The sequence below is a fragment of the Lautropia dentalis genome (assembly GCF_003892345.1).
Lineage (GTDB): Bacteria > Pseudomonadota > Gammaproteobacteria > Burkholderiales > Burkholderiaceae_E > Lautropia > Lautropia dentalis.
Genome location: NZ_RRUE01000002.1, coordinates 986,576 through 1,013,264 on the forward strand (window position 1 = coordinate 986,576; position 26,689 = coordinate 1,013,264).

Here is a 26,689-nt window from a genome sequence, read left to right on the forward strand (position 1 = left end):
ATGGCCGAAGTATCCTCTGCCACCCTGGTGCAGCCCGTTCATCTGGACACCGCTGCCCAGCCCAGCCACAGCAAGGCCGCCACCTTTGCACTGCTGGGCGCGCCCAACTGCGGCAAGACCGTGCTGTTCAATGGCCTGACCGGCGCCCACGCCAAGGTGGCCAACTATGCCGGCGTCACCGTGGACCGGCGCGAAGGCCGTTTTACCAGTGACCGCGAGGTGCGCCTCATCGACCTGCCGGGCACCTACAGCCTGCGCACCACCAGCCCCGACGAGGCGGTGGCCCGTGACGTGCTGCTGGGCAAGTACGGGGTCTGTCCGGACGGCATCATCGCCGTGGCCGATGCCACCAACCTGCGCATGACGCTGCGCATGATGCTGGAGCTGAAAACCCTCGGCCTGCCGATGGTCATCTCGCTCAACCTCAGCGACGTGGCCCGTTCCCGCGGCCTGAAGATCGATGCGAAAAAGCTCAGCGAACTGCTGGGTGCCACTGTGCTCGAAACCGTGGCCATCAGCAGGAGCGGCGTGATGGCCGTGGAAAAGGCCGCACTTGCCATGCCGCGCGGCCAGACCGCCCGGCTCGATCCGGCCGAAGCCGAACGCAAGCTGGAGGCGCTCGACAGCAACGCCCTGTACGAACAGGTCGAGGACATCCTCTCGCAGGTGGTGCAGACCGAGCTGACGCTGCCCGCCTGGCACCGCCGGCTGGACAACATCGTCATGCATCCGTTCTGGGGCATGCTGATCCTGCTTACCATCCTGCTGCTGGTCTTCCAGGCCGTCTACACCTGGGCACAGCCGGTGATGGACAGCATCCAGGGCCTCTTCGATTCACTGGGCGAATGGGTGGGGGCCACCCTGCCGCAGGGGCTGCTGTCCGACCTGCTGGTCAACGGCGTGATTGCCGGCACCGGCAGCGTGCTGGTGTTTTTGCCGCAGATCACCATCCTCTTTGCCTTCATCCTGCTGCTCGAAGACTCGGGCTACCTGCCGCGCGCGGCCTTCCTGCTCGACAATCTGCTGTCGCGCACCGGCCTGTCGGGCCGGGCCTTCATCCCGCTGCTGTCGAGCTTCGCCTGCGCCGTGCCGGCCGTCATGTCCGCCCGCACCATTCAGGATCCGCGCGAGCGGCTGGTCACCATCGCCATTGCGCCGATGCTCACCTGCTCGGCCCGTTTGCCCATCTACGCGCTGATCATCGCGGCCGTCATTCCCAACCAGACGGTGTGGGGCGTGTTCAACCTGCAGGGGCTCACGCTGTTCGCGCTGTATCTGGCCGGCATCCTGTCGGCGGCGCTCACCGCATGGGTGCTCAAATGGATGGCCCGCAGCAAGGGCAACGTGCAGCAGTTCCCGCTGCTGATGGAGCTGCCCACCTTCCGCATGCCCAACTTCAGGCACATCATTACCAGCCTGTGGGACCGCGTGAAGGCCTTCCTGGTGCGGGCCGGTACGGTGATCTTTTCGGTGAGCGTGGTGCTGTGGGCGCTGACCAGCTTCCCGTCTGCCCCCGAGGGCGCCACGGGGGCTGCCATCGACTACAGTCTGGCCGGCATGCTGGGCCACCTGATCCAGCCGATCTTTGCGCCGCTGGGCTTTACCTGGCAGATGTGCATTGCCATGGTGCCGGGCATTGCCGCCCGTGAGGTGGTGGTGGCCGCGCTGGGGACCGTGTATGCGGTGGGGGCCGGTTCCGAAGATGCCGTGAGCAACGCGCTGATTCCCATCGTGCACAACAACTGGGGCATTGCCACTGCCTTTTCCTTCCTGGCCTGGTACGTGTACGCGCCGATGTGTGCCTCCACGCTCGCCGTGATCCGGCGTGAAACCAAATCGGCAAGAACCACCTTCCTGATCACCTTCGGCCTGCTGGCACTTGCCTACGTCATGGCCATGATCGTCTACCAGATCACGTCGAGGATATTCTGATGATCGAGAATCTCATCGTGGCCGTCATCGTCATCGCGGCCTTCGCCTACGTCCTGCGCAAATTCATCTTCAAAAAGAAATCCGCCGGTGGTGACTGCGGCACCTGCGACAAGTGCAGCGGTGGCTCGGGGGGCGGGTGTCACTGAGCGTGCAGGACGGCGCCCGGGCATGCGGTCGCTGATCCTCTGTCAGAGCGACCCCGTCAGCGATGCCGCCACCAGCTTGCGGAACGGCGTGAAGCGCTGGCCCAGGTGCAGCGCGGCATTGCGCAGCAGTTTGGCCGGTGCCGCCTCGGTGGTGTAGAGCGTGGCGATCAGGCGCGTGACCTCGTACAGCGGCCGCGTGGCCAGCATGTGGCGGCGCTCGTAGCGGGCCAGCAGGTCGGGGCTGCCGATATCCTTGCCCGAGGCGTGTGCGAGGCGCAGCTCGTCGGCCAGCGTGTTCACACTCAGCAGGCCAAAATTGAAGCCATGTGCCGTGACCGGGTGCATGCCCACGGCGGCATCGCCCACGCAGGCAAAGCGGCGGGCCACCAGCCGGTGCGGCATCACGCCCACCAGCGGATAGTTGTGGCGCGTGCTGGTGAGCTTCATTTTGCCCAGCCGGCCATGGTAGCGGCGCGACATCTCCTCGCCGAAGGCTTCTTCGTCCATGGTCAGCAGCGGCTCGATGCGCTGGTGCGGCAGTGTCAGCACTGTGGAGGCGCGGTGTTCACCGGTGACCGGGTCGTCGTTCATCGGCAGCAGGGCCAGTGTCTGGCCGTAGTCGAACCACTCCCAGGCCACGTGGTTGTGCGGTACCTCGTGCGTCATCTGGCACACCAGCATGGTGCGGCCGAAATCGTGTATGCTGGCGCCCACGCCCATGGCACGCCGGGTGGGCGAGAAGCGGCTGTCGGCCGCCACCAGCAGGCGGGCGCGGTGGGTGGTGCCATCGGCCAGCAGCACCTCGGTCATGTCACCGGTGCCGGCGGCTGACCCAGCACTTCCCGCGGCCGGGGCGCTCCCGGCGGCCGCTGCGCCCTGTGACAGTACGCGGGTGATTGGCTGGCCGGTCATCAGCGTGATGCGGCCATGGGCCTTCGCGGCGGCATCCACCTCGGCAAAGGCGGCCCGGCGGATCAGGTGGTTGGACACCAGCCAGCCCAGTTCGCTGCGGTTGGTCAGTGTGTGACCGATCATCATCGAGAAGGGCGAGGCGCCGTTGAGCACCTTGGCATCGCGCAGCGGCGACAGGGCGGCCGGATCGGTGTCGTGGATGCGCTGCCACAGGCCCAGCTCGCGCATCAGCGACGCCGAGCGCTGCGTCATGGCAATTTCGCGGCCATCGAAGGCCGCGTTTTCCAGCGCCTCGCGCGGCTGCTGCTCGACCAGGCCGATGGTCAGTCCCGTATCTGCCAGCGCGCGCGCCAGGCACAGGCCGGCCGGGCCGGCTCCACTGATGAGAAGATCGAAATCCATGCGCAGTCTCCAGAAAAAAGTAAGGGCGTGTCTGCGCATGCGGGCACAGCTCGCACGCGTGCCTGACGTACCCCACGCAGACACCCGCACAGACGCTCCCCGGACCCGCAGAGTGTACCCGAGCCGTCTGGCTTCGGGGCTTGATTGCCGTCATGGCTGCCGTGGTCGCCCTGCCCATGGCATGCATATGCATGGATGCCGGGCGTATGTGTCTCCGGGGGAGCGCGTCGAATGTGGCGGCAGACTTCAGCCATGGATGCAGTTGCTGGGTAGGTAACGCCCGTCAATGCTACCTGCCGGTCGGGCGTGTCCTGGGGGCCAGCGCAGCACCTGCTTCCGGCTGGTCTGCCTCCTTGCCGGCCGGTACATCAGCCGGCTGTGTGGCAGATGGTCGCGACGGACGAGGGGAGGCCGATGGCCGCTGCACGGTTGACGGCAGATATCCGTGCACTGCCCGGAACGCTTGCGAGAAGTGCCCGAGGCTGCGGTAGCCCACATAATGGGCGACTTCGCGCACACTCATGCGCCCTTCTTCCAGCAGGGCCAGCGCCACCTTCATCCGCTGCTGGCGCAGGTAGGTGGCAATGCCCATGCCGGTGCGCTCGTGAAAACCCTGTTTCAGGTAGCACTCGTTGGTACCCACCCGCCGGGCCAGCCGGCTGATCGACAGCTCGGTGCCATATTCACTGTGGATGATGTCGATGGCATCGTCCACCATCCGTCGCCAGCGGTCCTGGCGGCGCCTGGCCGGTGTGGGCGGCAGTGCCAGCCACTGGCCCAGCAGGGATAGCACCTGGCCTTCCAGCTGCAGCTGCTCGGCCAGGGGCATGGTCTGCATGGGGGCCAGCCCGGTCATCAGTGCATGGGCCTGACGCATGGTGGCGCTCATGTCTGCCTGCATCGGATGCACCTGCATGATGCCCTGGCCCCGAGGCTGCAGACACTGCTCCAGCAGGCGACGGGCTTTGTCATGCAGCATGCCGTCGGCCAGCCAGCGTTCGACCAGTGGCGCCTGCATCGACAGGTGAAGCGCCGACCATTCGCCGGCGTGCATCGTGCTGTGCCGCAAGTCCATCACGCCACTTCGGAACCACAACTCATTGTTGCCCGGTGTCTGGAACTCACGTCCCCGCAGATCCGTCCAGTCGAAGGCACCATGCATCTTCAGCGTCAGGGCTACCGGCGGGGTGTAGTGTTTTTCCTCGTACAGTGAGGTGTAGGGCACCAGCAGCCGTCCCCGGGAACTGGCGGCCAGGATGCCGCTGTCGAACAGCTGGACGTCCATGTGCCCCTGCAACCATGGGGTCTTCATGCGGATCCAGGCATGCCGCCCCTGCCCATCCACTGCAATCGCCGGTTTCATGCGTTTGAATTCCTGGATGTGCTGCAGATAATCGTTGAGCAGCTGGGTGCCTGCCGCGGGAGGCGTGGCGGGCGGAGGTAAATGGTCGCTGCCGTCCTCGGGCATGGCAGGGAAGCCTCCTTGAAAAAGGTATCGGAGCGCCGGATTCTGCCATGCACCCGACAATATTTCATGAACGGACCTGAGCGTTCATGAACAGGCCGGCGTGATTCAGGTGGCGGCCATTATTTGCGCTGCAGGCATCATTCATGATGTGGCCATGATTCGTGATGTGGCCGTCATTTGTGAAAGGGTCGCATTTGTGAGGGGGCCGCATTTGTGAAGGGGCCGCCATTCGTGCGGTGGCCGTTATTCCTGCCGTGCCTGTTCCGGCCGTTCTTGTGTGTATCGGCGCTTCCGCAGCTGGGTGAGTGATGCCCGTCAGCGCTCCTCGCCGGTCAGGAGTATTTCGGGCTCCTGCGCATGACCTGCCTCCGGCTGGTCTGCATTTTTGCTGGCCGGTGCCGCAGCCGGCTGTGTGCCAGATGGTCGTGGCGGGCGGGGGGAAGACAATGGCCGCTGCACGGTCGACGGCAGATAGCCATGCACCGTCCGGAACGCCTGCGAAAAGTGCCCGAGGCTGCGGTAGCCCACATAATGGGCCACCTCGCCCACATTCATGCTGCCTTCCTCCAGCAGGGCCAGTGCCACTTTCATCCGCTGCTGGCGCAGGTAGGTGGCAATGCCCATGCCGGTGCGTTCGCGAAAGCCCTGTTTCAGGTAGCACTCGTTGGTGCCCACCCGCCAGGCCAGCCGGCTGATCGACAGCTCGGTGCCGTACTCGCTTTGGATGATGTCGATGGCATCATCTACCGTCCGCCGCCAGCGGTCCTGCCGGCGCTTGACGGGGGTGGGCGGCAGCGCCAGCCACTGGCCCAGCAGGGACAGTATCTGGCCTTCCAGCTGCAGCTGTTCGGCCAGGGGCATGGCCTGCATGGGGGCCAGTCCGGCCAGCAGCGCATGGGCCTGGCGCATGGTGGCGCTCATGTCTGCCTGCATCGAGTGCACCTGCATGATGCCCTGGCCCCGAGGCTGCAGGCACTGCTCCAGCAGGCGACGGGCTTTGTCATGCAGCATGCCGTCGGCTAGCCAGCGTTCGACCAGCGACGCCTGCATCGACAGCTCAAGTTGCGACCATTCGCCGGCGTGCAGCGTGCTGTGCCGCCAGTCCATTATGCCGCTCTGGAACCACATTTCGTTATTGCCCGGCGTCTTGAACTCACGCCCCCGCAGGTCCGTCCAGTCGAAGGCGCCCTGCATCTTCAGCGTCAGACCCACCGGTGGGTAGTAGTGTTTTTCCTCGTACAGCGAGGTATAGGGTACCAGCAGCCGTCCTTGCGCACAGACCGTCATGATGCCGCTGTCGAACAGCTGGGCCGCCATGCGCCCCTGTGCCCAGGGGGATTGCGTGCCGATCCAGGCCCGCCGGCCCTGTCCATCCACGGCGATCACCGGTTTCATGCCTTCGTGGGCCAATACGTGGTGCAGATAATCGTCCAGTAACTGGCTGCCGGCATGAGGGGAAGCAGTGGGCGGCGGTGTATGGTCGCTGCCGTCCTCGGGCATGGCAGGGAGCCCTCCTTAAAAAAGGTATCAGAGCGCCGGATTCTGCCATGCACCGAACGATATACCCGTTACAACAGGGTATCGATATTGTGCATATGTAAATGGTTGTCGGAATGGATTATTGAGGGGGCAGATTTTCATGAACAGGCCGTGTCGTTCATGAACGGAACGGCGTGGTTCAGACCGGATTTATTCATGCGATGGCCAGCATTTACGCCACGGGTATCATTCATGAACCATTCATGACGCAGCCATTATTCGCGATAGGGCCGTCATACGTGATGCGGCCATTGTTTCTGCCGTGGCCATCATTCTGCGACGGCTATTATTCCGGCCGTGATCATTCAGGCCGCAGTCAAACCCGGCGTGATCGCTCATGAATGTAACTGCCGAAATTGGTGGGGCAGACCGGGTTTTTCATGCCCGGGCCGTGGCTGCAGACGGAGGACGCCCCAGTCGCGCATGCAGAACAGGGATCAGCACGGCCATCAGCACACAGACGGCGCCCGCAAGCGCCAGCAGGCCGGCATAACCCATGCGCTGCGCCAGAGGCAGACCCAGTGCGCCGGCGCCATAACCCGCCGCCAGATACAGGCCATACTGGACCGAAAAATCGGTGGCCGGTGCATGGGCACTGCTGCGCCCCATCATCAGCGTGCTGACCAGTACACCCATCGGCATATAGCACATCATGAAACCCGCCACGCCCAGCGTGATCCAGATGTCGCCGATACCGCCCGTTTGCGCCACCGATGCCGCTGCCTGCCCGGCAGCCGCTGCGGCGCCATCCGGGGCTGCCGTACCTCCGGCTGCGGCGGCTCCCTGGGCGATTTCCGGCAGACCCGCACCCAGGGCTCCAGTCTTGAGCAGCAGTGGAATGGCCAGCAGCAGCACGCCCACCACCTGCGCCGGCAGAATGACGTGCAGTGCCCGGTTCAGTGACCAGTGGCGCAGCAGCCAGCCAAAGCCGATCATCGAGGCCATGCCCAGCGCCGTGCCGTACCCATTGGCTACCTGGCCGATTTTGGTGAAGCTCCAGCCGGCATCCACCAGCATCGGCGACATCACGCTGTAGGCCATGTACACGCCGGCCTGCAGCATCACGATGATGAAGGCCCAGCGCCAGCCCGTGTCGGGGCGAACCCAGAAGCGCCCGATCTCGCGCCAGTAATCCAGCATCCGTTCCCGCACCACCACGTCGGGGCGGGCATGGGCGGGCTCGCGGTAAAAGAGCGCCAGCACCAGCGTGACGACGTTCAGCACCGTCAGGCACATCAGTGCCGTCTGCCAGCCGGCGTATTCGTACAGGGCCAGCACACCGCCCCCGCCGGCAATGAAGCCGATGGAACCGCAGGCCATCTGCAGAGCATTGCCCAGCCCCCGCTGGGACGGACTCAGCAACCGGGTGGAGAGGCCGTCGGCCGCCATGTCCTGGCAGGCGGTGAAGAACGACATGGCCAGACAGCCCAGCATCAGGCCGGTCCAGGGCAGGGGGGGATGGGCCGCAGCCCCCGTGCCGCCTGCACCGCCCAGTGCTGCGGCAGCCTCATTCATGTCAGCCGCTGCACCGGTCGCGCCGGCAGCCAGCTCAGGCGGCACACCACCGATCTTCAGCTGCGCCATGGCCCAGAGCGTGACGATCAGCGCGGTCTGCATCAGTACCAGCCAGCGGCTGTAGTGCCCCCAGCGGCCGAAGCCGTAGCGGTCCATCAGCGGTGCCCACAGGAACTTGAGCGCCGGTGCCACGCCGAGCAGGTAGATGAAGCTCAGGTCTGCCAGCTCTGCGCCGTTGCCCCGCAGGATGCTGGAAAGCGCCACGAAGAAGAAACTGAACGCCACGCACTGGCTGATGTAGGCGCTGCAGAGCAGGGCCCATTCGTAGCGAGTGAGGGGGGGCGCGGTGGATGCCGGCACGGCGGGCGCCGTCTGGCCGTCGTGGCCCGAAGGGGTGTTCATGCGGGGAGGATAGGGACAGGACAGGAAGGCGGGATTGTACGGATTCGGCCTGCCACACGACAGGGGGCGGGGTTGCCGGCAGAGGGGACAGGTACCGGAGTATCAGGTCACCCGTATGCAGAACGCTGGCTGCACCGGGGGTCGGCCTATACAATGCCCGGATACCCGAAACGCCCCGGCTGATCCCCTGCCTGCGGGGGTCGCCAGATGCCATTCATGAGCAAGATCACTCACCTCCGGCTGGACAATTTCACGTCCTTTGCCGCTTTCGACCAGCCGCTCTCGTCCGGTGTCAATATCCTCATCGGCGCCAACGGCACGGGCAAGACCCATCTGCTGAAAACCCTGTATGCCGCCTGTGCGGTCACGGTGGGGGAAGACAGGGACAAGGGGTTTGCGCTGAAGCTGCGCAATGTGTTCAATCCCCATGAGGGCAACATTGGGCGGCTTGTGCGTCGCGGCATGCGTGGGCAGGTCAAGCATGCAGGGGGCGGTGCGGAACCCGCCGGCCGTAGCCATGGCCCCGATGCACAGGGTTTCCTGATGCAGGAGACCCTGCAGCCCGTGGCCGGTACACAGCACGTCTGCACCGACGCCGCAGCAGACGGCGACGCCCGCGTGTCCGTGACCCGGCAGGGGAACGCCTCATTGTCTGCCCGCTTTTCGGCCGAAACCGTGCGGGCAGAGACTGTGCACGTCACGGGGCAGGGTGACTGGGAGCGTGAGGAACTGTCCAGCGTATATATTCCGGTAAAGGAAATGCTGGCGCATGCGCCGGGCTTTCTGTCCACGGCGGCACGGCGCGAGATTGCCTTCGAGGAGGTCTATCTGGACGTGATCAAGCGGGCCTTTCTCCCTCGGCTGAAGGGACCGCTGGATGCAGCCTGGCAGCAGCTGCTCGATGGGCTGCAGGCTGCCATTGCCGGCCAGGTGGTGACGCGGGGTGAGCATTTCTTCCTGAAGGATGCGCAGGGGGAACTGGAATTCACGCTGCTGGCCGAGGGCCTGCGCAAGCTGGCGCTGGTTTCGCTGCTGGTGCAGAACGGAACCCTGTTCAATGGATCCGTCCTTTTCTGGGATGAGCCCGAGGCCAATCTGAACCCGGCCCTGCTCGGACTGGTGGTGGATGTTCTGCTGCGACTGCAACGCATGGGCGTGCAGGTCTTTCTGGCAACACACAACTATGTGCTGCTCAAGGAGTTCGATCTGCGTAGCCGCGAGCAGGACCAGATCCGTTATCTGTCGCTGTTTCGCGATGAAATGGGCGCAGTGCAGACCCTGGCCAGCGATGATCTGTCGGGTGTCGATCCCAACCTGATCATCGATACCTACACCAGTCTGTATGACCGCGAAATGGCACGCAGCCTGGGGATGGATATGGGGCAGATCAGTGATGGCATGGTACGGGAGCCCTCTCGCAGATGAATACGCTCACGGAAGGCGAGCTGCAGCTGTCCCTGCCTGTGGGTGCTCGGGGACGCTGCTTCGACGACCCGGCAACCCATGGGCTGACGCATTGCATGAAGGCGGTCGATTTCATCGTTGAAACGGCCGACCGGATCTGGTTCATCGAGTTCAAGGACCCCGAACACTCACGTGCTGGTGAACGGTCACGCGAGGTTTTTCTGCATGACTTTCGCAGCGGCCGTCTGGATAACGACCTCAAGACCAAATATCGTGATTCGTGGCTCTATGAGCATGCGCAGGGAAGGCTTGCAAAACCAGTTCATTTTGCCGTGCTGATCGCCTGCAGCACGCTGACGGCAGCCGAGCTGCTCAACCGTACCGAAGCGCTCAGACGCCAGCTTCCCCTGCGCGGCCCCGGCGGCCGGGCATGGCCAGTACCGCATGTGGCAGGCTGCGCCGTCATGAACATGGGTACCTGGAACCGCTACATGCAGAACATGCCCGTGACCCGTCTGGTGCCTGGACAGGCTGCGTCGCAAGGGCAGGTACCGGCGCAGTCCCGTCCAGCCTGACGGATATCACTCCGCCTTGGCATTCTTCATCAGGAACTCCCGCACCAGTTTCTGTTCATCCGGCGTCAGGCCGGCGCGCGGGAACATGCTCTGCGTGATACCCTGCCACTGGCGTGGGGTGAACTGCGCCGGGTCGCGTGGACCGTGGCAGACGGTGCAGCGCTGGTAGAAAATCTTCTCGCCCGGTGACATCGAGGCGATGGCCTTTTCACGCAGCGCTTCGGCGCGGTCCAGCCCGAAGACTTCCTCGTCGATTTTCAGACCGGTCTTCCTGATGATGCGTGGCGGCTCGAAGGCCCTGCTGCCGCCCGGGTCGGCATCACGGCACTTGCGCAGCGAGGCCAGGCACGTGTCGGCCGTGGTGGCCTGGGTCAGACCGCTGGCGGGCCGGCTGGAGGTGATGAAATTCACCAGCCCGTTGTTGCAGCGCCCCTTGCTGTCCAGCTGCGGCCAGGCGCCTTCGTAGATGCTCACCACGCCCGGCATGATCCGGTCCGACACGCGGGCGCCCACCACCAGCGCGCCCCGCTCGTTGTACAGCTCGACCAGATCGCCATCACGGATGCCGCGCTTGCGCGCGTCTTCGGTGTTGATCAGCAGTGGCTCGCGCCCCTGTACGGCATAGGTCCTGCGCAGCGGTTCGGCATTGGCCATCTGCGAATGCAGGCGCATGAACGGGTGCGGGCTGACCACGTGAAGCTGCCCCGGTTTGGCATTGCCCAGATATTCGGCCGGTTCCTGCCATTTGGGCATGGGCGGGCAGTCGGGCAGGTTCATTTTCTCGATGGTGGCCGAATACATTTCGATGCGGCCCGAGGGCGTATGCAGCGGGTGTTTGGCCGGATCGGCCCGAAAATCCCCGTGACGTACCCAGCTGTTCGCGGCAGCGGGGGTGGGTAATGTGATCTCGCCTTTTTCCCAGAACGCCTCGAACGGCATCAGTTTGGCAGCCGAGCTGTTCTCGTAGGCGGCCTCCACATAATCCATTGGCTCCTTGCCTTCGGTGAAGCCGATCTCCACGCCGCACAGGTCGGCCAGCCGCCGGAAGATCTCGAAATCGTCCAGTGCATCGCCCTGCGGTGCGATGACCTGCTTCATCGCGTAGAACTTGTTGATGTTGTAGGTACCACCCGAGGAAATGTCATTGCGTTCCAGCGTGGTGGTGGCCGGCAGCACGATGTCGGCCCAGCGGGCGGAGGCCGTCCACCAGCAGTCCTGCACGATCACGGTGTCCACTTTCTGCAGCGCCCGGATCAGTTCGTTGAGATCCTGCTGGTGCGACAGGAAATTGTTGCCGGCGTTGTAGATCAGCTTGACCAGTGGATAGGTGTAGCGGCTGCCGTTGTAGGTGAATGCCTTGCCCGGGTTGTCGAGCATCTCGCTGATGCGTGAGGCGGGGCAGATTTTCTTGACGGTATTGCGTCCCTGCGAAAGCCCTGTCGGCGGCGTGGCGCCCGACTGCGGGGTGCCGCCTCCGCCGTAGTGCCACGAAAATCCCACGCCCTGGCCGGGCAGGCCGATGTTGCCCAGCAGGCAGGCAAAGTTGACGATGGCCCAGTAGGGCATTTCGCCGTGGTGGGCGCGCTGGATGGCCCACGAGCCGGCAATCTGCGTGCGTTTGCTGGCAAACAGCTCGGCCAGCTGACGGATGCGGGCGGCGGGAATGCCCGTGATTTTGCTGGCCCATTCGGGCGTTTTGGCCGGCGTGCCGTCGGCATCGCGGCCTTCCAGATAGGCGCGGAAACGGTCGAAGCCCACCGTGTATTTCTCGATGAAGTCCCGGTTCCAGCGGTTGGTGGTCAGCAGGTGATGACTCATGGCCAGAAAGAGGGCCGTATCGGTGTTGGGGATGATCGGCACCCATTCCGAACCCATCACCTCGTCGGTGGTGGTGCGCTGCGGGTTGATGGAAATGCATTTCACGCCCGCCTTTTTGATGGCCTCCCAGTTGGGATACATGTCGTGGTCGGCCACCGTGTATTCGATGCGGTTGTTCTTGTTGGGGTCGCAGCCCACGAACACCATCACTTCGGTGTGTTTGGCCACCTCTTCCCAGCAGGTCTGGGCCGAATAGACTTCCAGATCACCCAGCACCAGCGGCATGATGATCTGTCCGGCACCGGCGGAATAATCGCCGGCCGTCATCGACGATCCGCCCAGCAGGTTGAAGAAGCGCCCCTGCAGCACATTCGGCCGGAAAATCCCCGCGTGCGACCAGCCGCCATAAGATGAGCTGAAGCAGCCTTCGTTGCCGTACTTCTCGATGGTGTCCAGAATGGCCCTGGCCGTCAGGCCCAGCGCCACGTCCCAGCTGACCTGCACGAAGGGCTCCCGGCCACGCAGCTCGGCGTGTGTCTTGCCAGTGCGAAAGCCTTCCAGATACGACTTGCGCACCATCGGGCCGGCCACGCGGGTCTTGTCGTAGGTGCGGGCCAGTACGCCCTCGGTCAGCATGGGGGTGGGGCGTTTGTCGGTGGGCTGGGGCTCCACCTTCCTGAGCCGGCCGTGCACCACGGAGCCGACGAATGGGCCGTAGTGCGTGGCGTGGGCCACCGTGCCGGTGAAGTTGCGCATGTCTGGCGCATCACCGTCGGCGCTGCTGCCGGGGGCTGTGCCTGCCTGTGCCAGCTGCATGCCGCCGGGCTGCTGCGGATCGTCATGGGCAGCTCCGGCAGGGGGAGCGTCTGCGCCTGCCGGACCGGTGGCCAGAACCTCCTGCACGATGCCCGGCAGCAGGCTGCCTGCTGCCACCCCTGCGGCGCCCGAAGCGCCTGTCCTGAGCCATTGCCGTCGTGTGGTGCCGGTACTCATGATGCGTGTCCTTTTTCTTTTTTTGAAGAGAGACAGGGGCGTGCTGCTGCCCGGTCCGGGATTGCCGGATGCCGCACACAACATATCAAAATGGCCGAAGACAAAACAGGGACGTTCGTCGGACGAGGAGCAAAAAATACGTATTTTTTGATGCCTGTCAAAAGGAGTTTTCACAGGATGGCAATATAATGATGTCAATCGTGGGGCGTGATGTGGCGGTATTCGTTATTTATAACCTGCTATAACGCTTTTCTGATTTCGGCGTGTTCCCGGGTGATCCCGGGGCAAGTGCGACAGGATGTCTGGGTGATCTCAATAGTCAGGTGCGACAGGATGTCTGGCGTAGTCGCTGAGAATATTCGTCCTGATTTCGTCAGGGGGCTCGCGCGGTCTGTTTTTCCGCATGGTGCCGGTCAGGTTGTGCTCATTCGTCTGGAACAGGGGGCCGGAACGGGCGTAGCGACGTGTGGGCTGGGGCTGGTAGATGATGCGTCCGGGAGGGTGCCCATTTGTCCCGGCCGTGCGCTGCCGGCGTTGCCCTGTCTGGCAAGGCAGCACGCCCTGCCTGCGCAGCGCATCCTGTCAGCACAGGCCCAGGACCAGCGCGAGAACGAATGGGTCCATCACACGGCCCGCCTCATCCCTGACGGCCTGCCTGTCACGGCAGGCAGGGATTTCCCCGTCTTCCCTGCTCACGGGGCGTGTGTAGGGTAGGATGTGCGGTTTCCGTTCCGTTCTGATTTCCGGCCGTGTCGTGCCGAAGGGGGATACGCTGATGAAACGCCGTGCTTTCGCAGGGGTTGCGCTGGGCCTGGCCAGCGGGCTGGTGCTGCCCGGACGGGCGACAGCCGCCGCGGGCTCACGGGCTGCTGCCGGCACTGGTGTGGCGGATGGCGCCGGTGTGGTGGGGGGCACTGGTGTGGCTGGGGGCACTGGGCCTGGCGCCACGGCATCCGGCGTCCTGCACGTGGCGGATGCCGGCACGTCGCCCGCCGTTGCGCCAGCCGCTGCCACCCCGGCGGGTGGCAGAGCGCCTGCCCGTCGCCCGCTGACCCTGGGCATGGTGCTGGAGCCACCGGCGCTCGACCCCACCGCCGGGGCCGCTGCCGCCATTGCCGAGGTGGTGCTGTACAACGTGTTCGAAACGCTGGTGCATGTGAGGCCACACGGGAAGATCTCGCCGCTGCTGGCCGAACGCTGGCATGCTTCCGACGACCAGAAGACCTGGACCTTCATCCTGCGGCCGGACGTGCGCTTCCAGAATGGCAAGCCCTGTGACGCACAGGCGGTCAGGGCCAGCTTCGAGCGGGCCGGCGCGAAGGACAGCGTCAACAAGGACCGTGCCTTCTTTGCCGCCATGACCACCATCGAGGCGCGGGATGCCCGGACGGTGGTCATCCGGCTGGCCAGCCCCGATGCCGACTTCCTGTTCCAGCTGGGGCAGGCCACGGCCGTGATCGTCGAGCCGGGTACCGTGGCCACCAACGCCGCGCAGCCGGTCGGCACGGGGCCGTACCGGCTGGGCAGCTGGCGGCGGGGCGCCTCGCTGCAGCTGGTGGCCTGGGAGGGCTTTCGCGAGCCGGCGACCATCCAGTTCTCGCCGGTGACCTTCCGCTTCATCGGCGAGCCGGCCGCACAGATGGCGGCGCTGATGGCAGGGGAGGTCGACGTGTTCCCGCGGGTGACCGAGCGGGCCGAGGCCCGCTTCCGGGGCAACGCCCAGTGGCGCGTGCAGATATCGTCTTCGCGGGCCAAGACCCTGGTGGCCATCAACCATCGTCGCAAGGCGCTGGCCGATGTGCGGGTGCGGCGGGCCATGGCGGCGGCCATCGACCGGCAGGCGGTGCTCAAGGCCGGCCAGCTGGGGCATGGCACGCCCATCGGCAGCCATTACACACCGGATGCACCGGGCTATGTGGACCTCACGGCCGTCAACCCCTACGACCCGGAACGGGCGAAGGCGCTGCTGAAGGAGGCGGGCGTGCCGCTGCCGCTGAGCCTGGTGATGACCGTACCGCCCACCCCCTACGCCCGGCAGGGCGCCCTGGTGGTGATGGCCCAGCTGGCGAAGGTGGGCATCGTGGTGCGCCTGCAGCAGGTGGAATGGGCGCAGTGGCTGCAGGGAACCTATCGCAACCACGACTACGACCTGAGCATCGTCTCGCACGTCGAGCCGCTGGATCTGGGCAACTTTGCACGACCCGACTATTACTGGGGCTATCGCTCGCCGAAATTCGATGCGCTGTACCGCCAGCTGGTGACCACCGTACAGGAGGCGGAACGCATGAAACGGCTGGCCGAGGTGCAGCGCCTGCTGGCCGACGACTGTGTACTGGCCTGGCTGTACCAGCCGCACTGGGTGTCGGTATCGCGTGCGTCCATTACCGGCCTGTGGGACGACATGCCTATGCTGGCCAACGACCTGCGGGCCCTGCACCGGGAAGGGTGAATGGCCATCGGCATGAACGCAGGGACCATGGCACGGTCCCCGTCCCTGTCGCTGCGATTCTGGCTGGGGCGCTGTCTGGGGCTGCTGGGCATGCTGCTGGCGGCCAGTGCGGTGATCTTTGCCGTGCTGGACATCCTGCCCGGCAACGTGGCGCAGGTGATGCTGGGGCCCGACGCCGACCCGGCCGCCGTGCACGCGCTGGAGGTGCAGCTGGGGCTGGACGCGCCGGCCTGGCAGCGCTACCTGCAGTGGCTGGGCGGTCTGCTGCATGGTGATCTGGGCACCAGCCAGGCCTATGGCGTGCCGGTGGCGGGGTTGCTGGCCGAGCGGCTGGCGCTCACACTGCCGCTGACGGTGCTGGCCATGGCACTGGCCACCGTGATGGCCCTGGTGGCCGGGGTGTTCGCGGCCCTGCATCATCGCCGCTGGGGCGACGTGGGGGTGATGACGCTGACCCAGCTGGGCATGGCCACGCCGGGTTTCTGGCTGGGCATGCTGCTGATCGTGGTGTTCGCCGTCTGGCTGGGCTGGCTGCCGTCGGGCGGCTTCGAGGGCTGGTCGGTTGCCGCAGGTGGCGCCGATGGGGGCAGTGTCGCCGGCGCAGGAGAGGCTGCCGGTGGGGGGGCTGCATACGCGGGCGCTGCGCACGCTGGCGCTGCGCACGCTGGCACCGGCGGGGGCTGGCTGGCTGGCCTGTGGCACGGCCTGCAGTTCCTGCTGCTGCCGGCACTGGCACTGGCCTGTGTGCAGGGCGCCATTCTGGCGCGGTTCGTGCGGGCTTCGCTGCTGGAGGTGCAGGGTGAGGCCTTCACGCGCACGGCGCTGGCCAAGGGACTGAACCACCGGCAGGTGCTGTGGCGGCATGTGGCGCGCAATGCGGCCGTTCCGGTGCTGACGGTGGCTGGCATGCAGTTTGCCGAGCTGCTCAGCGGTGCGGTGGTGATCGAGAACGTGTTTTCCCTGCCCGGGCTGGGGCGGCTGATGGCCCAGAGCATCGCCAACCGTGACCTGCTGGTGGTGCGCAACGGCGTTCTGCTGCTGGTGGCGATGGTGGTGGTGATCAACTTCATCGTGGATGCGCTGGCGGTGCTGATCGATCCACGGCTCAGGGGGCGATAGCGCATGGCCGATCCCGCTTTCTGGCGCCGTGCCCGCCGTCACCCCGGTTTCGTGACCGGCCTGCTGCTGACTGGCCTGCTGATGATGGTGGCGCTCGTCTCGGTGTGGTGGACGCCGGTGGCTCCCGATGAAATGGACCTGGAAGCAATGCTGGCGGGGCCTTCGGCGGCCCACTGGCTGGGCACGGATGCCTTTGGCCGTGACGTGGGGTCACTGCTGATGCAGGGTGCGCAGGCCTCGCTGCTGGCTGGCGTGATCGCCGTGGGCATCGGTCTGGGGGGCGGGCTGCTGCTGGGCCTGCTGGCTGCTGCCCGGCCGGGGCGCCTGTCGGCGGCCATCATGCGCACGGCCGATTTCATGCTGGCCTTTCCGGCGCTGCTCATGGCCATCATGCTGACCGCCGTGTTCGGGGCGGGGCTGACCAACGCCATCGTGGCGGTGGGCATCTACAACATCCCGTCCTTCGTGCGGATCACGCGTGCGGCGGCGGCCGGCGTGTGGTCACGCGAGTATGCGCTGGCGGCACGCGGCTGCGGGTTGAGTGGCTGGCAAATCACGCGGCGCCATGTGCTGCCCAACATTCTGCCGCTGCTGCTGGTGCAGGCCACCGTGCGCTTTGCCGTGGCCATTCTGGCCGAGGCGGCCCTGTCGTTTCTGGGCTTTGGCGTGCAGCCGCCGCAGCCGTCCTGGGGGCGGATGCTGGCCGATGCCCAGCCCGTGCTGTTCGAGGCGCCCCTGCAGGCCCTGTGGCCCGGGCTGGCCATCATGCTGGCCGTGCTGGGCCTGAACCTGCTGGGCGATGGCCTGCGCGACCTGCTGGACCCGAAGCTCCGGGGACGAATGAGTCGATGACACACGCTGGATCCCCACGCTGACTGCCAGTTGCCGGATGCTGGCTGCTGGCAGGGGCAGGGGCAGGGACGGGTGTGTCTCCTGGCAGCCAGCCCGACTGAGGTGTTCGGGAACCCAGCCGCCCGGAGATGAACCTGTGTGCGTCGCGCTGCAGGAGGCCCAGGGACAGGGAACAGGGAACAGGGAACAGGGAACAGGGAACAGGGAACAGGGAACAGGGAACAGGGAACAGGGAACAGGGAACAGGGAACAGGGAACGATCGGATTGAGGATTATTCTTGTTTATTTCGTGCGAGTATGTAAACTCTGACGGCAAACGGAGGCAGATGGAATAAATAAATGCGACCGATTCGCGCTACATATTTCGATGCCGGTGTTTTGCGAAAGAAAAACGACACCTTGCCCATGGCCGAAAAGCCCGTATTCATGCGGTTTTCGGCCTGGTTTCCGCCGAATGGGGCATTCCGTGGTGCCATTGGTGTGATTGACTGGCGCTATCTGGGGTAATATGCGTTTCGATTTATTCCTCCTTGGGGAGTAGCCTGCTTCCGCAACGGAAGCGCCTTCGTCAACAAACTCGGGGCTGTCAGCCTGTGGTATGGCAACGTACCGTGCCGACCGGCCCCGTGGCGAAGGCAACCCGCCCTGTCACAGGCGGGTCTGGCGAGACCGATGAGCGATGCGCCGTGCAGATACCGGTCGGGTGTGCGGGGCATTGTTCCGGTCCGACCGCTACCATCTCCCATCCCATGAGTATCCTTTCCGTCGTCGCCCTGGGGTTTGCCATGTCGGCCGATGCCTTTGCCGCTGCACTGGCGCGAGGTGCCTGCATGTCGCATCGCCCCCGGTTCCGCCAGGCGCTCACCGTGGGCATTACCTTCGGCGTGGTGGAGGCGATTACGCCACTGGTTGGCTGGCTGCTGGGTGCGGCTGCCTCGCAGTACGTCACCGCCTACGATCACTGGGTGGCGTTCTTCCTGCTGCTGGGCCTTGGGCTGCACATGGTCTGGAAGTCGTTCCAGCCGGTGGAACTGGACTGTGACGACAGCGGCATGGACATGGATGACCGCGGGCAGGGTGTGGTCACGTCCGTCTCGGGCGGAGGCGCCGCCGTGGCAGGACGTGTGGCGACAGGTGGCCTGCTGTCCACCGTGATGACCAGCGTGGCCACCAGCCTCGACGCCATGGCCGTGGGCGTGACACTGGCCTTCGTGGACGTGCCGATCGGCCAGGTGGCCCTGGTGATCGGCCTGTGCACCATGGTGATGGTCACGCTGGGCGTACTGCTGGGCCGCATGCTGGGCACACTGCTGGGGCGGCGCGCCGAAATGCTGGGTGGCGCGGTGCTGATCGCCATCGGCTCCGTCATCCTGTACGAACACCTCACCGAAGGTGCCGTGCTGGCCCTGCTGCGCAGCGGCTCACTGGGGTAAAGGGGAGCCTGTTCTGCTTTCCCCTGGCTTGTCACGTACGCCCCAGGGGGTCTTCGGGCCGGTCCCGAATCTGTGTACCGCCGACGGCGTCCTGTTTGGCACGGCGGCCAGCTTTGTCAAACAGGGCGTCTTGTCAGCATACGGCCTGGGTCTGCGCGGGGACGAATGAATCCATAACACACCCTACACCCAGAAATAGCGCACGACGTGGAAGAACACCGGGGCGGCAAAGCAGATCGAATCCAGCCGGTCCAGCATGCCGCCGTGGCCTTCGATCATGGCGCCCCAGTCCTTCACGCCACGGTCGCGCTTGATGGCCGACATCACCAGCCCGCCGGCAAAGCCCATCAGGTTCACCAGCAGGGCGACCAGGCCGGCCTGCCACCAGGCAAAGGGTGTGATCCAGCAGAGGGCCATGCCCAGGCACGAGGCGAGCAGCACCCCGCCCACAAAACCTTCCACGGTCTTGGAGGGGGAGAGTACCGGTGCAATCCGGTGTCTGCCGGCCAGCTTGCCGCACACGTACTGCAGCACGTCCGAACTCTGCACCACCAGAATCAGCCAGTTGATCAGCAGCAGGTTGCTGTCGCGATAATCCGGAATGTCCAGCACCATCAGCGCCGGCACGCAGGAAATGCAGTAGACCGCAACCATCAGCCCCCATTGCACGGTGGATGCGCGCGTCAGGAACTGCTGCGTGTCGTTGCCCAGCGTGGCCAGAATGGGCAGCAGCAGAAAACCATAGACCGGGATGAACACCGAGAAGAGCCCATACCAGCCAATGGCAATCAGGTAATACTGCAGGGGCAGCACCAGATAGAACGCGGCGATCAGCGCCAGATGGTCTCCCCGCCGGGTGGGGGCGATGGTGAGAAACTCGCGCAGGGCAAAGAAGGAAATGCCGGCGAACAGCAGGATCACCGCCCAGTGACCGATGGCCAGCGTGCCACTCATCACCACGGCCATCACCCACCACGCCTTGATGCGTGCGTTGAGGTTGTCGATGACGGCGTGCGGCGTGTCGAAACCCACGCGCCATTTGAGCAGGGCACCGATGAGCGAGGCCGCCACCAGCATGCCGAGGATGAGGCCGTTGAGGAGCAGGGTGTGATGCGTCATGGTTCAGGGGCAGCCTGCGGCGGAACAGGCGTATGCCGTGACAGGGTGGGGAAGAAGAACGGAACCGGCAGAAGCCGATGGAGGCAGGTCGGGGACATGGCAGCAGGGGGCTGTGCCGGGATCGGTGGTTTCGGCATGCCTGCTCACGGTCAGTCCCGCTGGGGCCTGAGTGCCAGCAGGGCGGCACGGGCGCGGGCGAGGTAGTCGTCCTTGGGGGAGCCCGGTCCGCCCTGCGCTGGCGCTTCCAGTGTCGTGGTGCCATGAGGGCACGAGCCTTCTGCCTCTCTGGATGTGTGCTGTGTGGACACCCTCTGCGAGGATTCGTCCTGACCTGTTACCCCCGGTAGTGGCGCTTCTGGTTGTGTCTCGTCGTTCAGGGAAACCGGTGCGCCGAAGGTCACGGTGCACAGCAGCGGCAGCGGAATGACCTGCCCCTTGGGCATGACCCGGTTCAGGTTCTCCAGCCAGACCGGCACGAACTCGACCTGCGGCCAGGCCCGGGCCAGGTGGTAGATGCCGGATTTGAAGGGCAGCAGTCCGTCTCCCAGGTTGCGGGTGCCTTCGGGAAAAATGATCAGTGAATGCCCCCTGGCCAGCGCATCGTGCAGAGGCTGCATGGCGCGCGCGGCGGCCTCGGCGCGGGCGGTGTCGGTTGGGGTGCCGGCATCGGCCGGCGCTGTGCTGCTGCTGCGTTCGACCAGTACGCCATGGAACACGTCATGGATGATGAAGCGCTTCAGCGTGGAGCCGTTCCAGTAATCGGCGCCGGCCACGGGCCGGGTCACGGCACGCAGCGCGGGTGGCAGCGAGGCCCAGAGCAGCAGGAAGTCGGTGTGGCTGCTGTGGTTGGCAAAGTAGACGCGCTGACGCGGTTCCGGCGCACAGCCGCTCCAGAAACTGCGCACCCCCGTCAGGGCACGTGCCAGCGTCATCAGGCCAAGGCCGGCCATGCGGGCCAGCGGGCGCGTGGGCAGGCGGACGGTCTCCGGCGGGTGCGCGGTGGACGGGGAATCGGGCTGCGGCGTGGTGCCCATGGCGGAGTCTCCGGGGCGGTGCAGACAGAAGTGTTGACGGGCCGGCGCCATGGTGCGTCACCGGGCCGGAGATGTCGTGCCGAAGGGGCGGGGCGGTTGGCGGGAGGGGGTGGGCGGGGGTCATGCCCCGGTGTCGCCCTCCCCGGACGTGCCCAGTTCCCGTTCGAGCTGTTCGATGGAGGGCAGACTGGTCTGCAGCTCCTGGGGCAGGGACTCGAGCAGCTGGTATTCGGCGATGCCCATGGGCTGGGATCTGCCGCCCAGCGCATACTCCGCCACCACCCGGTTCCTGCTCTTGCACAGCAGCAGGCCGATGCTGGGGTTGTCGTCCGGGTGCCTGACCTGCCGGTCGATGGCGGTGAGATAGAAACCGAGCTGGCCCAGATGCTCCGGTTTGAACTTGCCGGCTTTCAGTTCGATGACCACATAGCAGCGCAGCTTCAGATGATAGAACAGCAGGTCGATGAAGAACTCTTCGCCGCCCACGTCCAGCAGCACCTGCCGCCCCACGAAGGCAAAGCCGGCGCCCAGTTCCAGCAGGAAATCCGTGACATGCTGCGTCAGCGCCTGCTCTATGTCACGTTCCTGGGCCTCTTCACCCAGACCAAGGAAGTCGAAACGGTAGGGGTCCTTGAGGGATTCGATGGCCAGATCGGACTGCGCGGCGGGTAGGGTTGCCGGAAAGTTCGTCACGGCAGTCCCGCTGCGCTCCATCAGGCCGGACTCGATCTGCATCACCAGCACGTTGCGTGACCAGCCGTGTTCAATGGCTTTCAAGGCGTACCAGCGGCGAGCCTCCGGGGTGCCAACCTTGTCGAGAAGGATGACGTTGTGTCCCCAGGGCAATTGCGCAACAGCCTGTTGCACAATTTCTGGGCCAGGCCATGCTTCGGCGAACGTACGCATGTACTGGAGATTGCGCGGCGACAATCCCTTCATCTCGGGAAAGGCCGTGCGCAGATCCCGTGAAAGCCGGTCGATCACTTTTTTGCCCCACCCCTGCTCGGCCTGGCGCTGCAGGATGTCTCGGCCGATCTGCCAGTACAGGCCGATCAGTTCCTGGTTGACGGCCAGTGCGGCGCGCTGCCGGGCGTGGTGGATGCGGCGCTTCAGGCTGGCCAGCCAGTCGGCATAGCCGGCGAGTGAGGTTGGGGTGGGAGTGTCTTTCATGCTCATGCCGTCAGCCACACGGCCTCCTGTTCGAGGGCCAGACCATTCAGCTCCATCTGCGTGAGCAGGGGGGCCAGATGGCTGGGCAGGTCGGGCCGGACACGCAGAAACGGGTCCAGCGTTCTGAGCCACAGTGCATGGCTGCCATAGCGCTGCAGGCTGTCTGCCCAGCCGGGCATCAGCCAGAAGTGGCAGGCATCGCCCAGCTGCGCGTGCAGGCGGGCAAAGTTGGCCAGCCCGATGCCATCGTAGTCGGGGAAATGGATCAGCCGGCTGCCCCGTGGGCGTGCTGCCAGCCAGCGGACCAGCAGGTCGGAGAGCTGGCCGTTGTAGTAGAGCAGCGTGACGGCAGGCCCCGGGGGCAGCCAGTCGGTCCGGTCGAAGAGCGCCTGGTTCTCGATGAGCCAGAGGGGGGCGCCGGTATGCCAGTCATCGTCCGGGGTGATGCGCAGGCAGGCTGCCCCGAAGTCGCGGGTGTGTGCGGCCAGGGGCAGGTGCAGGTCTCTGGTGGGGGCATGCCAGTCGAGGGGGCCAGTCGCCTTGAGGAGTACATAGCCAGCGTCGTGTGCATGCCGGCCGGCCTTGCTGTCACGGCGGTGGCCGATGTTGTGGGCGCGGGAAGGGAGATCAGCCCCATGGGAAGCGGGTCCTGCGTCATGGGAGGCGGGTTCTGCGTCTTGGGAAGCCTGACAGGGGCTGACAAAGGCCTCTGGTGACAGGGTACGCAGATGCAGCGCGAAGACTGTGGGGTTGCTGATGCGGTAACTGCCGCCGCTGCCCCGGGCCAGAAACTGCACGGCGCCCGTCTGCTGGCCGAACCGTTCCAGTGCCCGGCGCTGGGCCGGGGTGAATGCGCTGACGGGCAGTGGATTCTGGCCGTTGAGTCGGAGCAGGGCGGTCCGCAATGCGTTTTCGTGTTTGCTCATGCTTCTTCCAGCGGCTCGATGATCTGCCAGCTCAGGCGGCTGATCTGGTTGTGCCCGTCGTGATGCTGGATGGGCACGATGTAGCGGGCGGTGACGAGTGGCGCCGGTGAGGCAAAGATCAGCGAAAAGCCGAAATCGGCGGCCGTGTCGATCAGGCTGCGCTGGTTGCGGGCATCCAGTGCCAGTGCCTCGTCCAGATAGCAGATGCCCTGAATGGGGCGGCGCTGGTCCTGCATCAGATGCAGCATGGCCAGGCCGGTGATGAGCTTGGCCATCAGCACGGTGCCGTTGGAGGCGGCGCTGTCCAGATCATTGAAGGCTTCGGCTGCCTGCCCCTCCTTGCCCACCCAGAAACGCAGCTCGAACAGGTCGGCCACACGCAGCCCCTGGCGGGCGTTGCCTTCTTCGATCAGCAGGGTCTTGGCGCGGTCGAGCTGGTCGTCATCCAGCACGCTCTGCTGGTTGAACAGATCGAAGGTTTCGCCGCTGTCCACCGTGGCCGCGGTGCTGATCAGCAGTTCGATGGCCTCGACCAGCGGGGTGTTGTCTTCGGGCTCGATTTTGAACACGCTCAGGTCGGACAGGCGGCGGCCACCGATCTTGCGGTTGAATTCGCGCATCCGGCCTTTGAAGGCATTGAGCCCATCGCGCAGTTCGCGCAGGCTGGCTGCCACATTGACCACGGCCGAGCGGGATTTCTTTTCCAGGGCCTCGAATTCCTGCGGCAGGTGATGCGCAAAAGTGATGAGGCGGCTCACCTCCGTTTCCGGATTTTCGCTCAGGTGGTACTTGGTCAGACCACCGGTGTTCAGGTCGATGAGCAGCCGGCGAATCTGCTCGTCCAGTTCCGGTAGCTGCCGGCAGTCGGCCAGATAGCGCTGCAGGTGATCGGCCAGCTGGTCCATGGCCAGGTCCGGCTGGGCCAGCCAGGGGTGATGGGGCAGTTCGGGCAGCCAGGTGAAGGGCGGCTGGTGATCCTGCCGCTGGTTGCGGCGCTGCTCGATGCGCCGGTGCTGTTCCTGCAGCGTATGCAGGTCCTGCTGCAGCTGCTGGCGCTGCCGGTCCAGGGCCTGCTGTCGTTCCGCGGCCTTTGCCAGCGTTTCGGTGAGCGTGGCCAGCGTCTGCTGCAGCTCCGTCAGCCGCTGCTGGCGTGCCGGTTCGGCGGTCTGCAGGGTCTGCATCTCGGCCCAGGCGCGGATGTCCTCATCGAGCTGCTTCAGCTGCGCATCCAGGGCCTGACGCTGGGCTTTGACCGTTTCCAGCGTGCGGGCCGTGTCGAGCTGTTCGTGCAGCTGTTTCAGCTGTGCCTGCAATTCCTGCTGCAGGGTGGTGAGTTCGGCCAGGCTGCGCTGTTCGTGCTGGGCCGTCAGTGCGTCCAGATTGAGTGTCAGCCCCGGCAGGCCGGAGGGCTGCGAGGCCAGTGCTGCAGCCAGTGCCGCTGCATCCAGCGTGAAATCATCTGCGCCCAGGGTGAGCACGGAGCGGGCCAGTGTCCTGTTGAGGACGGTCAGCTGTTCCGGCGCGAGCTGGCTGGCCAGCTGCTGGTAGAGGTTGTTGCCCTGCGTGCGGATTTCCTGTTCCAGCTGGGCCAGTTCCCGTTGCAGGCGCTGGATTTCGCGCTCGATGGCGGCCGGCTCGCGGCTTTGCGCCTGACCGATGCGCACGACGATGGCATCGATGTCCTGCTGCAGCGCGGCGCGCTGCTGGTCCAGCAGCTGCCGTTCCGGAATGAGGGCAAAGCGGCGCTGCAGCGCCTGCAGCTGGTCGGTCTGCTGGCGCAGCTGCTTTTCTTCCTGTTCGGCCAGGCTCTGCCGGCGGGCCAGCTGGATGTCCTCGTCCCGCAGGCGTTTCATCTCGGTGTCGTGCTGGCCCAGCTCCCGTGTCAGTGCCTGGTGGCGTGTGTCGTAATGCTGCTGCCAGTGGGCGAGGGCGTCGTCGATCAGCGGCTTCATGCACAGCAGCCGGCCGCGCAATTCCAGTCGCGCCTCGTGTTTCTGTTCCAGTGTTTCCAGCAACGCTTTCTGGGCAACGGCCGCACGATACTGGCTCCATTCGCCATTCAGGTCGGCAAAGGCACGGTCCCATTCGGCCTTGAAATCGATGCCCGCATCGGGCAGATCGCGCCGGAATATCTGCAGCAGGTTTTTCTTGACATCGGCCGAGGTGAGACGGTCGAGCTTCAGTGTGTGCGTCAGCACCCGCTGGAAGCTGGTTGCATCACTGGCATGTTCCAGCCGGAACACGCACAGGTCCAGCTGGCTGGTGGCCTTGCGGTTGCGACCGCCGTAGATCATGTCGGCAAATTCGCTGCCCGAATAGCTGAATACCCGCCGCTCGTGCGTGGCCAGATGGGCCGCCAGCTGCGGCTGGGCCACCAGTTCGCCACCGGGCAGCCGGTATTCGTCCACATTCAGCGGCCCCGCATAGGCAAAATACTCGTAATCGAAACTCACGCCCTTGCCCACGCAGCCGAGCACCACGGTGCCGGTTTCGGGCAGCGTGACCTCCAGCAGGATGTAGGCGCTGTTGTGCGGGAAATAGAAACGCCGGCTCTTGTCGGCATCGTGTGCGCCGAAATTCATCACCCGCCGGTCGATGATCAGCAGATACTGCAGCGCATTGATGAGGCTGGTCTTGCCCGTGTTGTTGGGTGCCACCAGCGACACGGAACCATCGAGCGGCAGCTCGGCGCGGGAATAGCCGGCACTGTTGAGCAGCACCAGACGCTGGAAACCGTATTGCATCAGGGAGCCTCTCCGGTGTCGGTATCAGGGGCGTTGCTGGACGGACCGAACCCGGCGTCTGTGGTGTCGCGTTCGTCGGCGGCCAGCGCCTGAAAATGGTCCAGGTAGCGATACACCGCCGGCAGCAGCCGCCAGCCGGCGCCATCACGCTGCGCAAAACCCAGACCAGCGGCCCGGTCGAAGAGTTCCCGCAGCCCTTCGGTGTCCAGCCCCTCGGCCTCCAGCATGTCCTGATGCTGCTTGTGCGTCTCGGCCAGCAGCTCGCGCGTGACCAGCCAGTCGGCAAACCGCTGCAGTGTCTGCCCTGCATTGGCCTGCGTATCGAAAATGACCATGAACAGCAGGGCCAGCTGCCGGCTGATCCGGTTGATGGGGGCACTGGCCGACGGCGTGTGGAACCACGCAAATCCCCGGTGATCCACGCGCAGCGTGTAGCCCAGCAACGAGAACAGCAGCGTGTAATCGGCCTCGTGCCTTTCCAGCTCGGCCCACAGCGCCGGATCGGCCACGCGGTTCAGGTGCCGGCCCGCCAGAAAGAGCCGGAACAGCGCGTCCAGCGAGGCGAGTGGCCCCAGCGCGGAGGCCAGGGGAGAAGATGCGGATCCGTTCATGGAAAACAGGGGAAACAGGAAAAATGGGGGAGCCAGGTGCAGATGGCATCCTGCCCTGACAGCAGATTCATGTTGGTACGCAGCAAATCAGGCATTTTTCTGGGATGTGCCCACCCCCGCGAATGA

General features: G+C 65.2%; 20 protein-coding genes and 1 riboswitch. Of the genes, 9 read left to right on the plus strand and 11 right to left on the minus strand.

Annotated elements, in window-relative coordinates; translation table 11 throughout:
• Positions 1-1,932 (plus strand): ferrous iron transporter B, encoded by a 1,932-nt coding sequence (feoB, locus tag EHV23_RS11980; protein WP_203228989.1) that lies wholly within the window; start codon positions 1-3, stop codon positions 1,930-1,932.
• Positions 1,932-2,078 carry a FeoB-associated Cys-rich membrane protein gene (locus EHV23_RS11985; protein WP_125096288.1) on the plus strand — a complete coding sequence of 49 codons (147 nt, stop codon included), beginning with the start codon at positions 1,932-1,934 and terminating at the stop codon, positions 2,076-2,078. Before feoB ends, EHV23_RS11985 begins: the two co-directional genes overlap by 1 nt.
• 42 nt (positions 2,079-2,120) lie before the next feature.
• Here EHV23_RS11985 and ubiM read toward each other — a convergent pair whose 3' ends face one another.
• The 4 genes from ubiM to EHV23_RS12005 all read right to left on the minus strand — a co-directional run bounded on the left by ubiM (position 2,121) and on the right by EHV23_RS12005 (position 8,316).
• Positions 2,121-3,392, minus strand: a complete 1,272-nt coding sequence (gene ubiM, locus EHV23_RS11990) for a 5-demethoxyubiquinol-8 5-hydroxylase UbiM (RefSeq protein ID WP_125096289.1) — start codon at positions 3,390-3,392, stop codon at positions 2,121-2,123.
• A 289-nt stretch (positions 3,393-3,681) separates the two neighbouring features.
• Positions 3,682-4,860 carry a helix-turn-helix transcriptional regulator gene (locus EHV23_RS11995; RefSeq protein WP_125096290.1) on the minus strand — a complete coding sequence of 393 codons (1,179 nt, stop codon included), beginning with the start codon at positions 4,858-4,860 and terminating at the stop codon, positions 3,682-3,684.
• Between the two features lie 315 nt (positions 4,861-5,175).
• Positions 5,176-6,360, minus strand: coding sequence for a helix-turn-helix transcriptional regulator (locus tag EHV23_RS12000; protein WP_125096291.1), 1,185 nt, complete (start codon positions 6,358-6,360; stop codon positions 5,176-5,178).
• A gap of 417 nt (positions 6,361-6,777) precedes the next feature.
• Positions 6,778-8,316 carry an MFS transporter gene (locus EHV23_RS12005; protein ID WP_125096292.1) on the minus strand — a complete coding sequence of 513 codons (1,539 nt, stop codon included), beginning with the start codon at positions 8,314-8,316 and terminating at the stop codon, positions 6,778-6,780.
• 216 nt (positions 8,317-8,532) lie between these two features.
• Here EHV23_RS12005 and EHV23_RS12010 point away from each other — a divergent pair, with 216 nt between their 5' ends.
• Together EHV23_RS12010 and EHV23_RS12015 are read left to right on the plus strand one after the other, a co-directional pair.
• On the plus strand, positions 8,533-9,741 hold the full coding sequence (locus EHV23_RS12010) for an AAA family ATPase (protein ID WP_158615961.1): 1,209 nt from the start codon (positions 8,533-8,535) through the stop codon (positions 9,739-9,741).
• Positions 9,738-10,295: a hypothetical protein gene (locus tag EHV23_RS12015; protein ID WP_125096294.1), complete on the plus strand. Its 558-nt coding sequence runs from the start codon at positions 9,738-9,740 to the stop codon at positions 10,293-10,295. Before EHV23_RS12010 ends, EHV23_RS12015 begins: the two co-directional genes overlap by 4 nt.
• A 6-nt stretch (positions 10,296-10,301) precedes the next feature.
• Here EHV23_RS12015 and EHV23_RS12020 read toward each other — a convergent pair whose 3' ends face one another.
• Entirely contained in the window at positions 10,302-13,106 is a 2,805-nt protein-coding gene (locus EHV23_RS12020) for a molybdopterin-dependent oxidoreductase (protein ID WP_238990437.1), read from the minus strand.
• Between the two features lie 775 nt (positions 13,107-13,881).
• Here EHV23_RS12020 and EHV23_RS12025 point away from each other — a divergent pair.
• The 5 genes from EHV23_RS12025 to EHV23_RS12040 all read left to right on the plus strand — a co-directional run bounded on the left by EHV23_RS12025 (position 13,882) and on the right by EHV23_RS12040 (position 18,959).
• Positions 13,882-15,555 carry an ABC transporter substrate-binding protein gene (locus EHV23_RS12025; RefSeq protein ID WP_238990438.1) on the plus strand — a complete coding sequence of 558 codons (1,674 nt, stop codon included), beginning with the start codon at positions 13,882-13,884 and terminating at the stop codon, positions 15,553-15,555.
• Between the two features lie 27 nt (positions 15,556-15,582).
• The gene (locus EHV23_RS12030) at positions 15,583-16,674 is read left to right on the plus strand and encodes an ABC transporter permease (RefSeq protein ID WP_203228990.1); all 1,092 of its coding nucleotides are present in this window, start codon (positions 15,583-15,585) and stop codon (positions 16,672-16,674) included.
• Positions 16,675-16,677: 3 nt separating this feature from the next.
• Entirely contained in the window at positions 16,678-17,526 is an 849-nt protein-coding gene (locus EHV23_RS12035; RefSeq protein WP_125096295.1) for an ABC transporter permease, read from the plus strand.
• Between the two features lie 339 nt (positions 17,527-17,865).
• Positions 17,866-18,033, plus strand: coding sequence for a hypothetical protein (locus tag EHV23_RS15315; RefSeq protein ID WP_158615962.1), 168 nt, complete (start codon positions 17,866-17,868; stop codon positions 18,031-18,033).
• Positions 18,034-18,046: 13 nt separating this feature from the next.
• Positions 18,047-18,262, plus strand: a riboswitch (yybP-ykoY riboswitch).
• A gap of 13 nt (positions 18,263-18,275) precedes the next feature.
• A complete protein-coding gene (locus EHV23_RS12040) occupies positions 18,276-18,959 on the plus strand; it encodes a manganese efflux pump MntP (protein WP_125096296.1) in 684 nt (227 codons plus the stop codon).
• Positions 18,960-19,142: 183 nt separating this feature from the next.
• Here EHV23_RS12040 and EHV23_RS12045 read toward each other — a convergent pair whose 3' ends face one another.
• From EHV23_RS12045 to EHV23_RS12075, 6 genes are all read right to left on the minus strand, one after another.
• A complete protein-coding gene (locus EHV23_RS12045) occupies positions 19,143-20,078 on the minus strand; it encodes a phosphatidate cytidylyltransferase (RefSeq protein ID WP_125096297.1) in 936 nt (311 codons plus the stop codon).
• A 149-nt stretch (positions 20,079-20,227) separates the two neighbouring features.
• Positions 20,228-21,112, minus strand: a complete 885-nt coding sequence (locus EHV23_RS12055) for a lysophospholipid acyltransferase family protein (protein WP_238990439.1) — start codon at positions 21,110-21,112, stop codon at positions 20,228-20,230.
• A gap of 120 nt (positions 21,113-21,232) precedes the next feature.
• Positions 21,233-22,288, minus strand: coding sequence for a PDDEXK nuclease domain-containing protein (locus EHV23_RS12060; protein WP_420813059.1), 1,056 nt, complete (start codon positions 22,286-22,288; stop codon positions 21,233-21,235).
• Positions 22,285-23,208: a DUF7281 domain-containing protein gene (locus tag EHV23_RS12065; RefSeq protein ID WP_125096299.1), complete on the minus strand. Its 924-nt coding sequence runs from the start codon at positions 23,206-23,208 to the stop codon at positions 22,285-22,287. The genes EHV23_RS12060 and EHV23_RS12065 overlap by 4 nt, the downstream gene beginning before the upstream one ends.
• On the minus strand, positions 23,205-25,952 hold the full coding sequence (locus EHV23_RS12070; protein WP_125096300.1) for a hypothetical protein: 2,748 nt from the start codon (positions 25,950-25,952) through the stop codon (positions 23,205-23,207). The genes EHV23_RS12065 and EHV23_RS12070 overlap by 4 nt, the downstream gene beginning before the upstream one ends.
• Entirely contained in the window at positions 25,952-26,563 is a 612-nt protein-coding gene (locus EHV23_RS12075; protein WP_203228991.1) for a condensin complex protein MksE, read from the minus strand. The genes EHV23_RS12070 and EHV23_RS12075 overlap by 1 nt, the downstream gene beginning before the upstream one ends.
• Positions 26,564-26,689 lie beyond the last annotated feature (126 nt).

Bases quoted from the DNA above. Each gene is read 5' to 3' on its own strand.
- EHV23_RS11995 (WP_125096290.1), bottom strand. From the start codon at position 4,860: ATGCCCGAGGACGGCAGCGACCATTTACCTCCGCCCGCCACGCCTCCC.
- EHV23_RS12020 (WP_238990437.1), bottom strand. From the start codon at position 13,106: ATGAGTACCGGCACCACACGACGGCAATGGCTCAGGACAGGCGCTTCG.
- EHV23_RS12070 (WP_125096300.1), bottom strand. From the start codon at position 25,952: ATGCAATACGGTTTCCAGCGTCTGGTGCTGCTCAACAGTGCCGGCTAT.
- EHV23_RS12035 (WP_125096295.1), top strand. From the start codon at position 16,678: ATGGCCGATCCCGCTTTCTGGCGCCGTGCCCGCCGTCACCCCGGTTTC.
- EHV23_RS12025 (WP_238990438.1), top strand. From the start codon at position 13,882: ATGAAACGCCGTGCTTTCGCAGGGGTTGCGCTGGGCCTGGCCAGCGGG.
- EHV23_RS12065 (WP_125096299.1), bottom strand. From the start codon at position 23,208: ATGAGCAAACACGAAAACGCATTGCGGACCGCCCTGCTCCGACTCAAC.
- EHV23_RS12010 (WP_158615961.1), top strand. From the start codon at position 8,533: ATGAGCAAGATCACTCACCTCCGGCTGGACAATTTCACGTCCTTTGCC.
- EHV23_RS12060 (WP_420813059.1), bottom strand. From the start codon at position 22,288: ATGAGCATGAAAGACACTCCCACCCCAACCTCACTCGCCGGCTATGCC.
- EHV23_RS12005 (WP_125096292.1), bottom strand. From the start codon at position 8,316: ATGAACACCCCTTCGGGCCACGACGGCCAGACGGCGCCCGCCGTGCCG.
- EHV23_RS12040 (WP_125096296.1), top strand. From the start codon at position 18,276: ATGAGTATCCTTTCCGTCGTCGCCCTGGGGTTTGCCATGTCGGCCGAT.
- EHV23_RS12075 (WP_203228991.1), bottom strand. From the start codon at position 26,563: ATGAACGGATCCGCATCTTCTCCCCTGGCCTCCGCGCTGGGGCCACTC.
- feoB (WP_203228989.1), top strand. From the start codon at position 1: ATGGCCGAAGTATCCTCTGCCACCCTGGTGCAGCCCGTTCATCTGGAC.
- EHV23_RS12045 (WP_125096297.1), bottom strand. From the start codon at position 20,078: ATGACGCATCACACCCTGCTCCTCAACGGCCTCATCCTCGGCATGCTG.
- EHV23_RS15315 (WP_158615962.1), top strand. From the start codon at position 17,866: ATGCGACCGATTCGCGCTACATATTTCGATGCCGGTGTTTTGCGAAAG.
- EHV23_RS12000 (WP_125096291.1), bottom strand. From the start codon at position 6,360: ATGCCCGAGGACGGCAGCGACCATACACCGCCGCCCACTGCTTCCCCT.
- EHV23_RS12055 (WP_238990439.1), bottom strand. From the start codon at position 21,112: ATGGGCACCACGCCGCAGCCCGATTCCCCGTCCACCGCGCACCCGCCG.
- EHV23_RS12015 (WP_125096294.1), top strand. From the start codon at position 9,738: ATGAATACGCTCACGGAAGGCGAGCTGCAGCTGTCCCTGCCTGTGGGT.
- EHV23_RS12030 (WP_203228990.1), top strand. From the start codon at position 15,583: ATGGCACGGTCCCCGTCCCTGTCGCTGCGATTCTGGCTGGGGCGCTGT.
- ubiM (WP_125096289.1), bottom strand. From the start codon at position 3,392: ATGGATTTCGATCTTCTCATCAGTGGAGCCGGCCCGGCCGGCCTGTGC.
- EHV23_RS11985 (WP_125096288.1), top strand. From the start codon at position 1,932: ATGATCGAGAATCTCATCGTGGCCGTCATCGTCATCGCGGCCTTCGCC.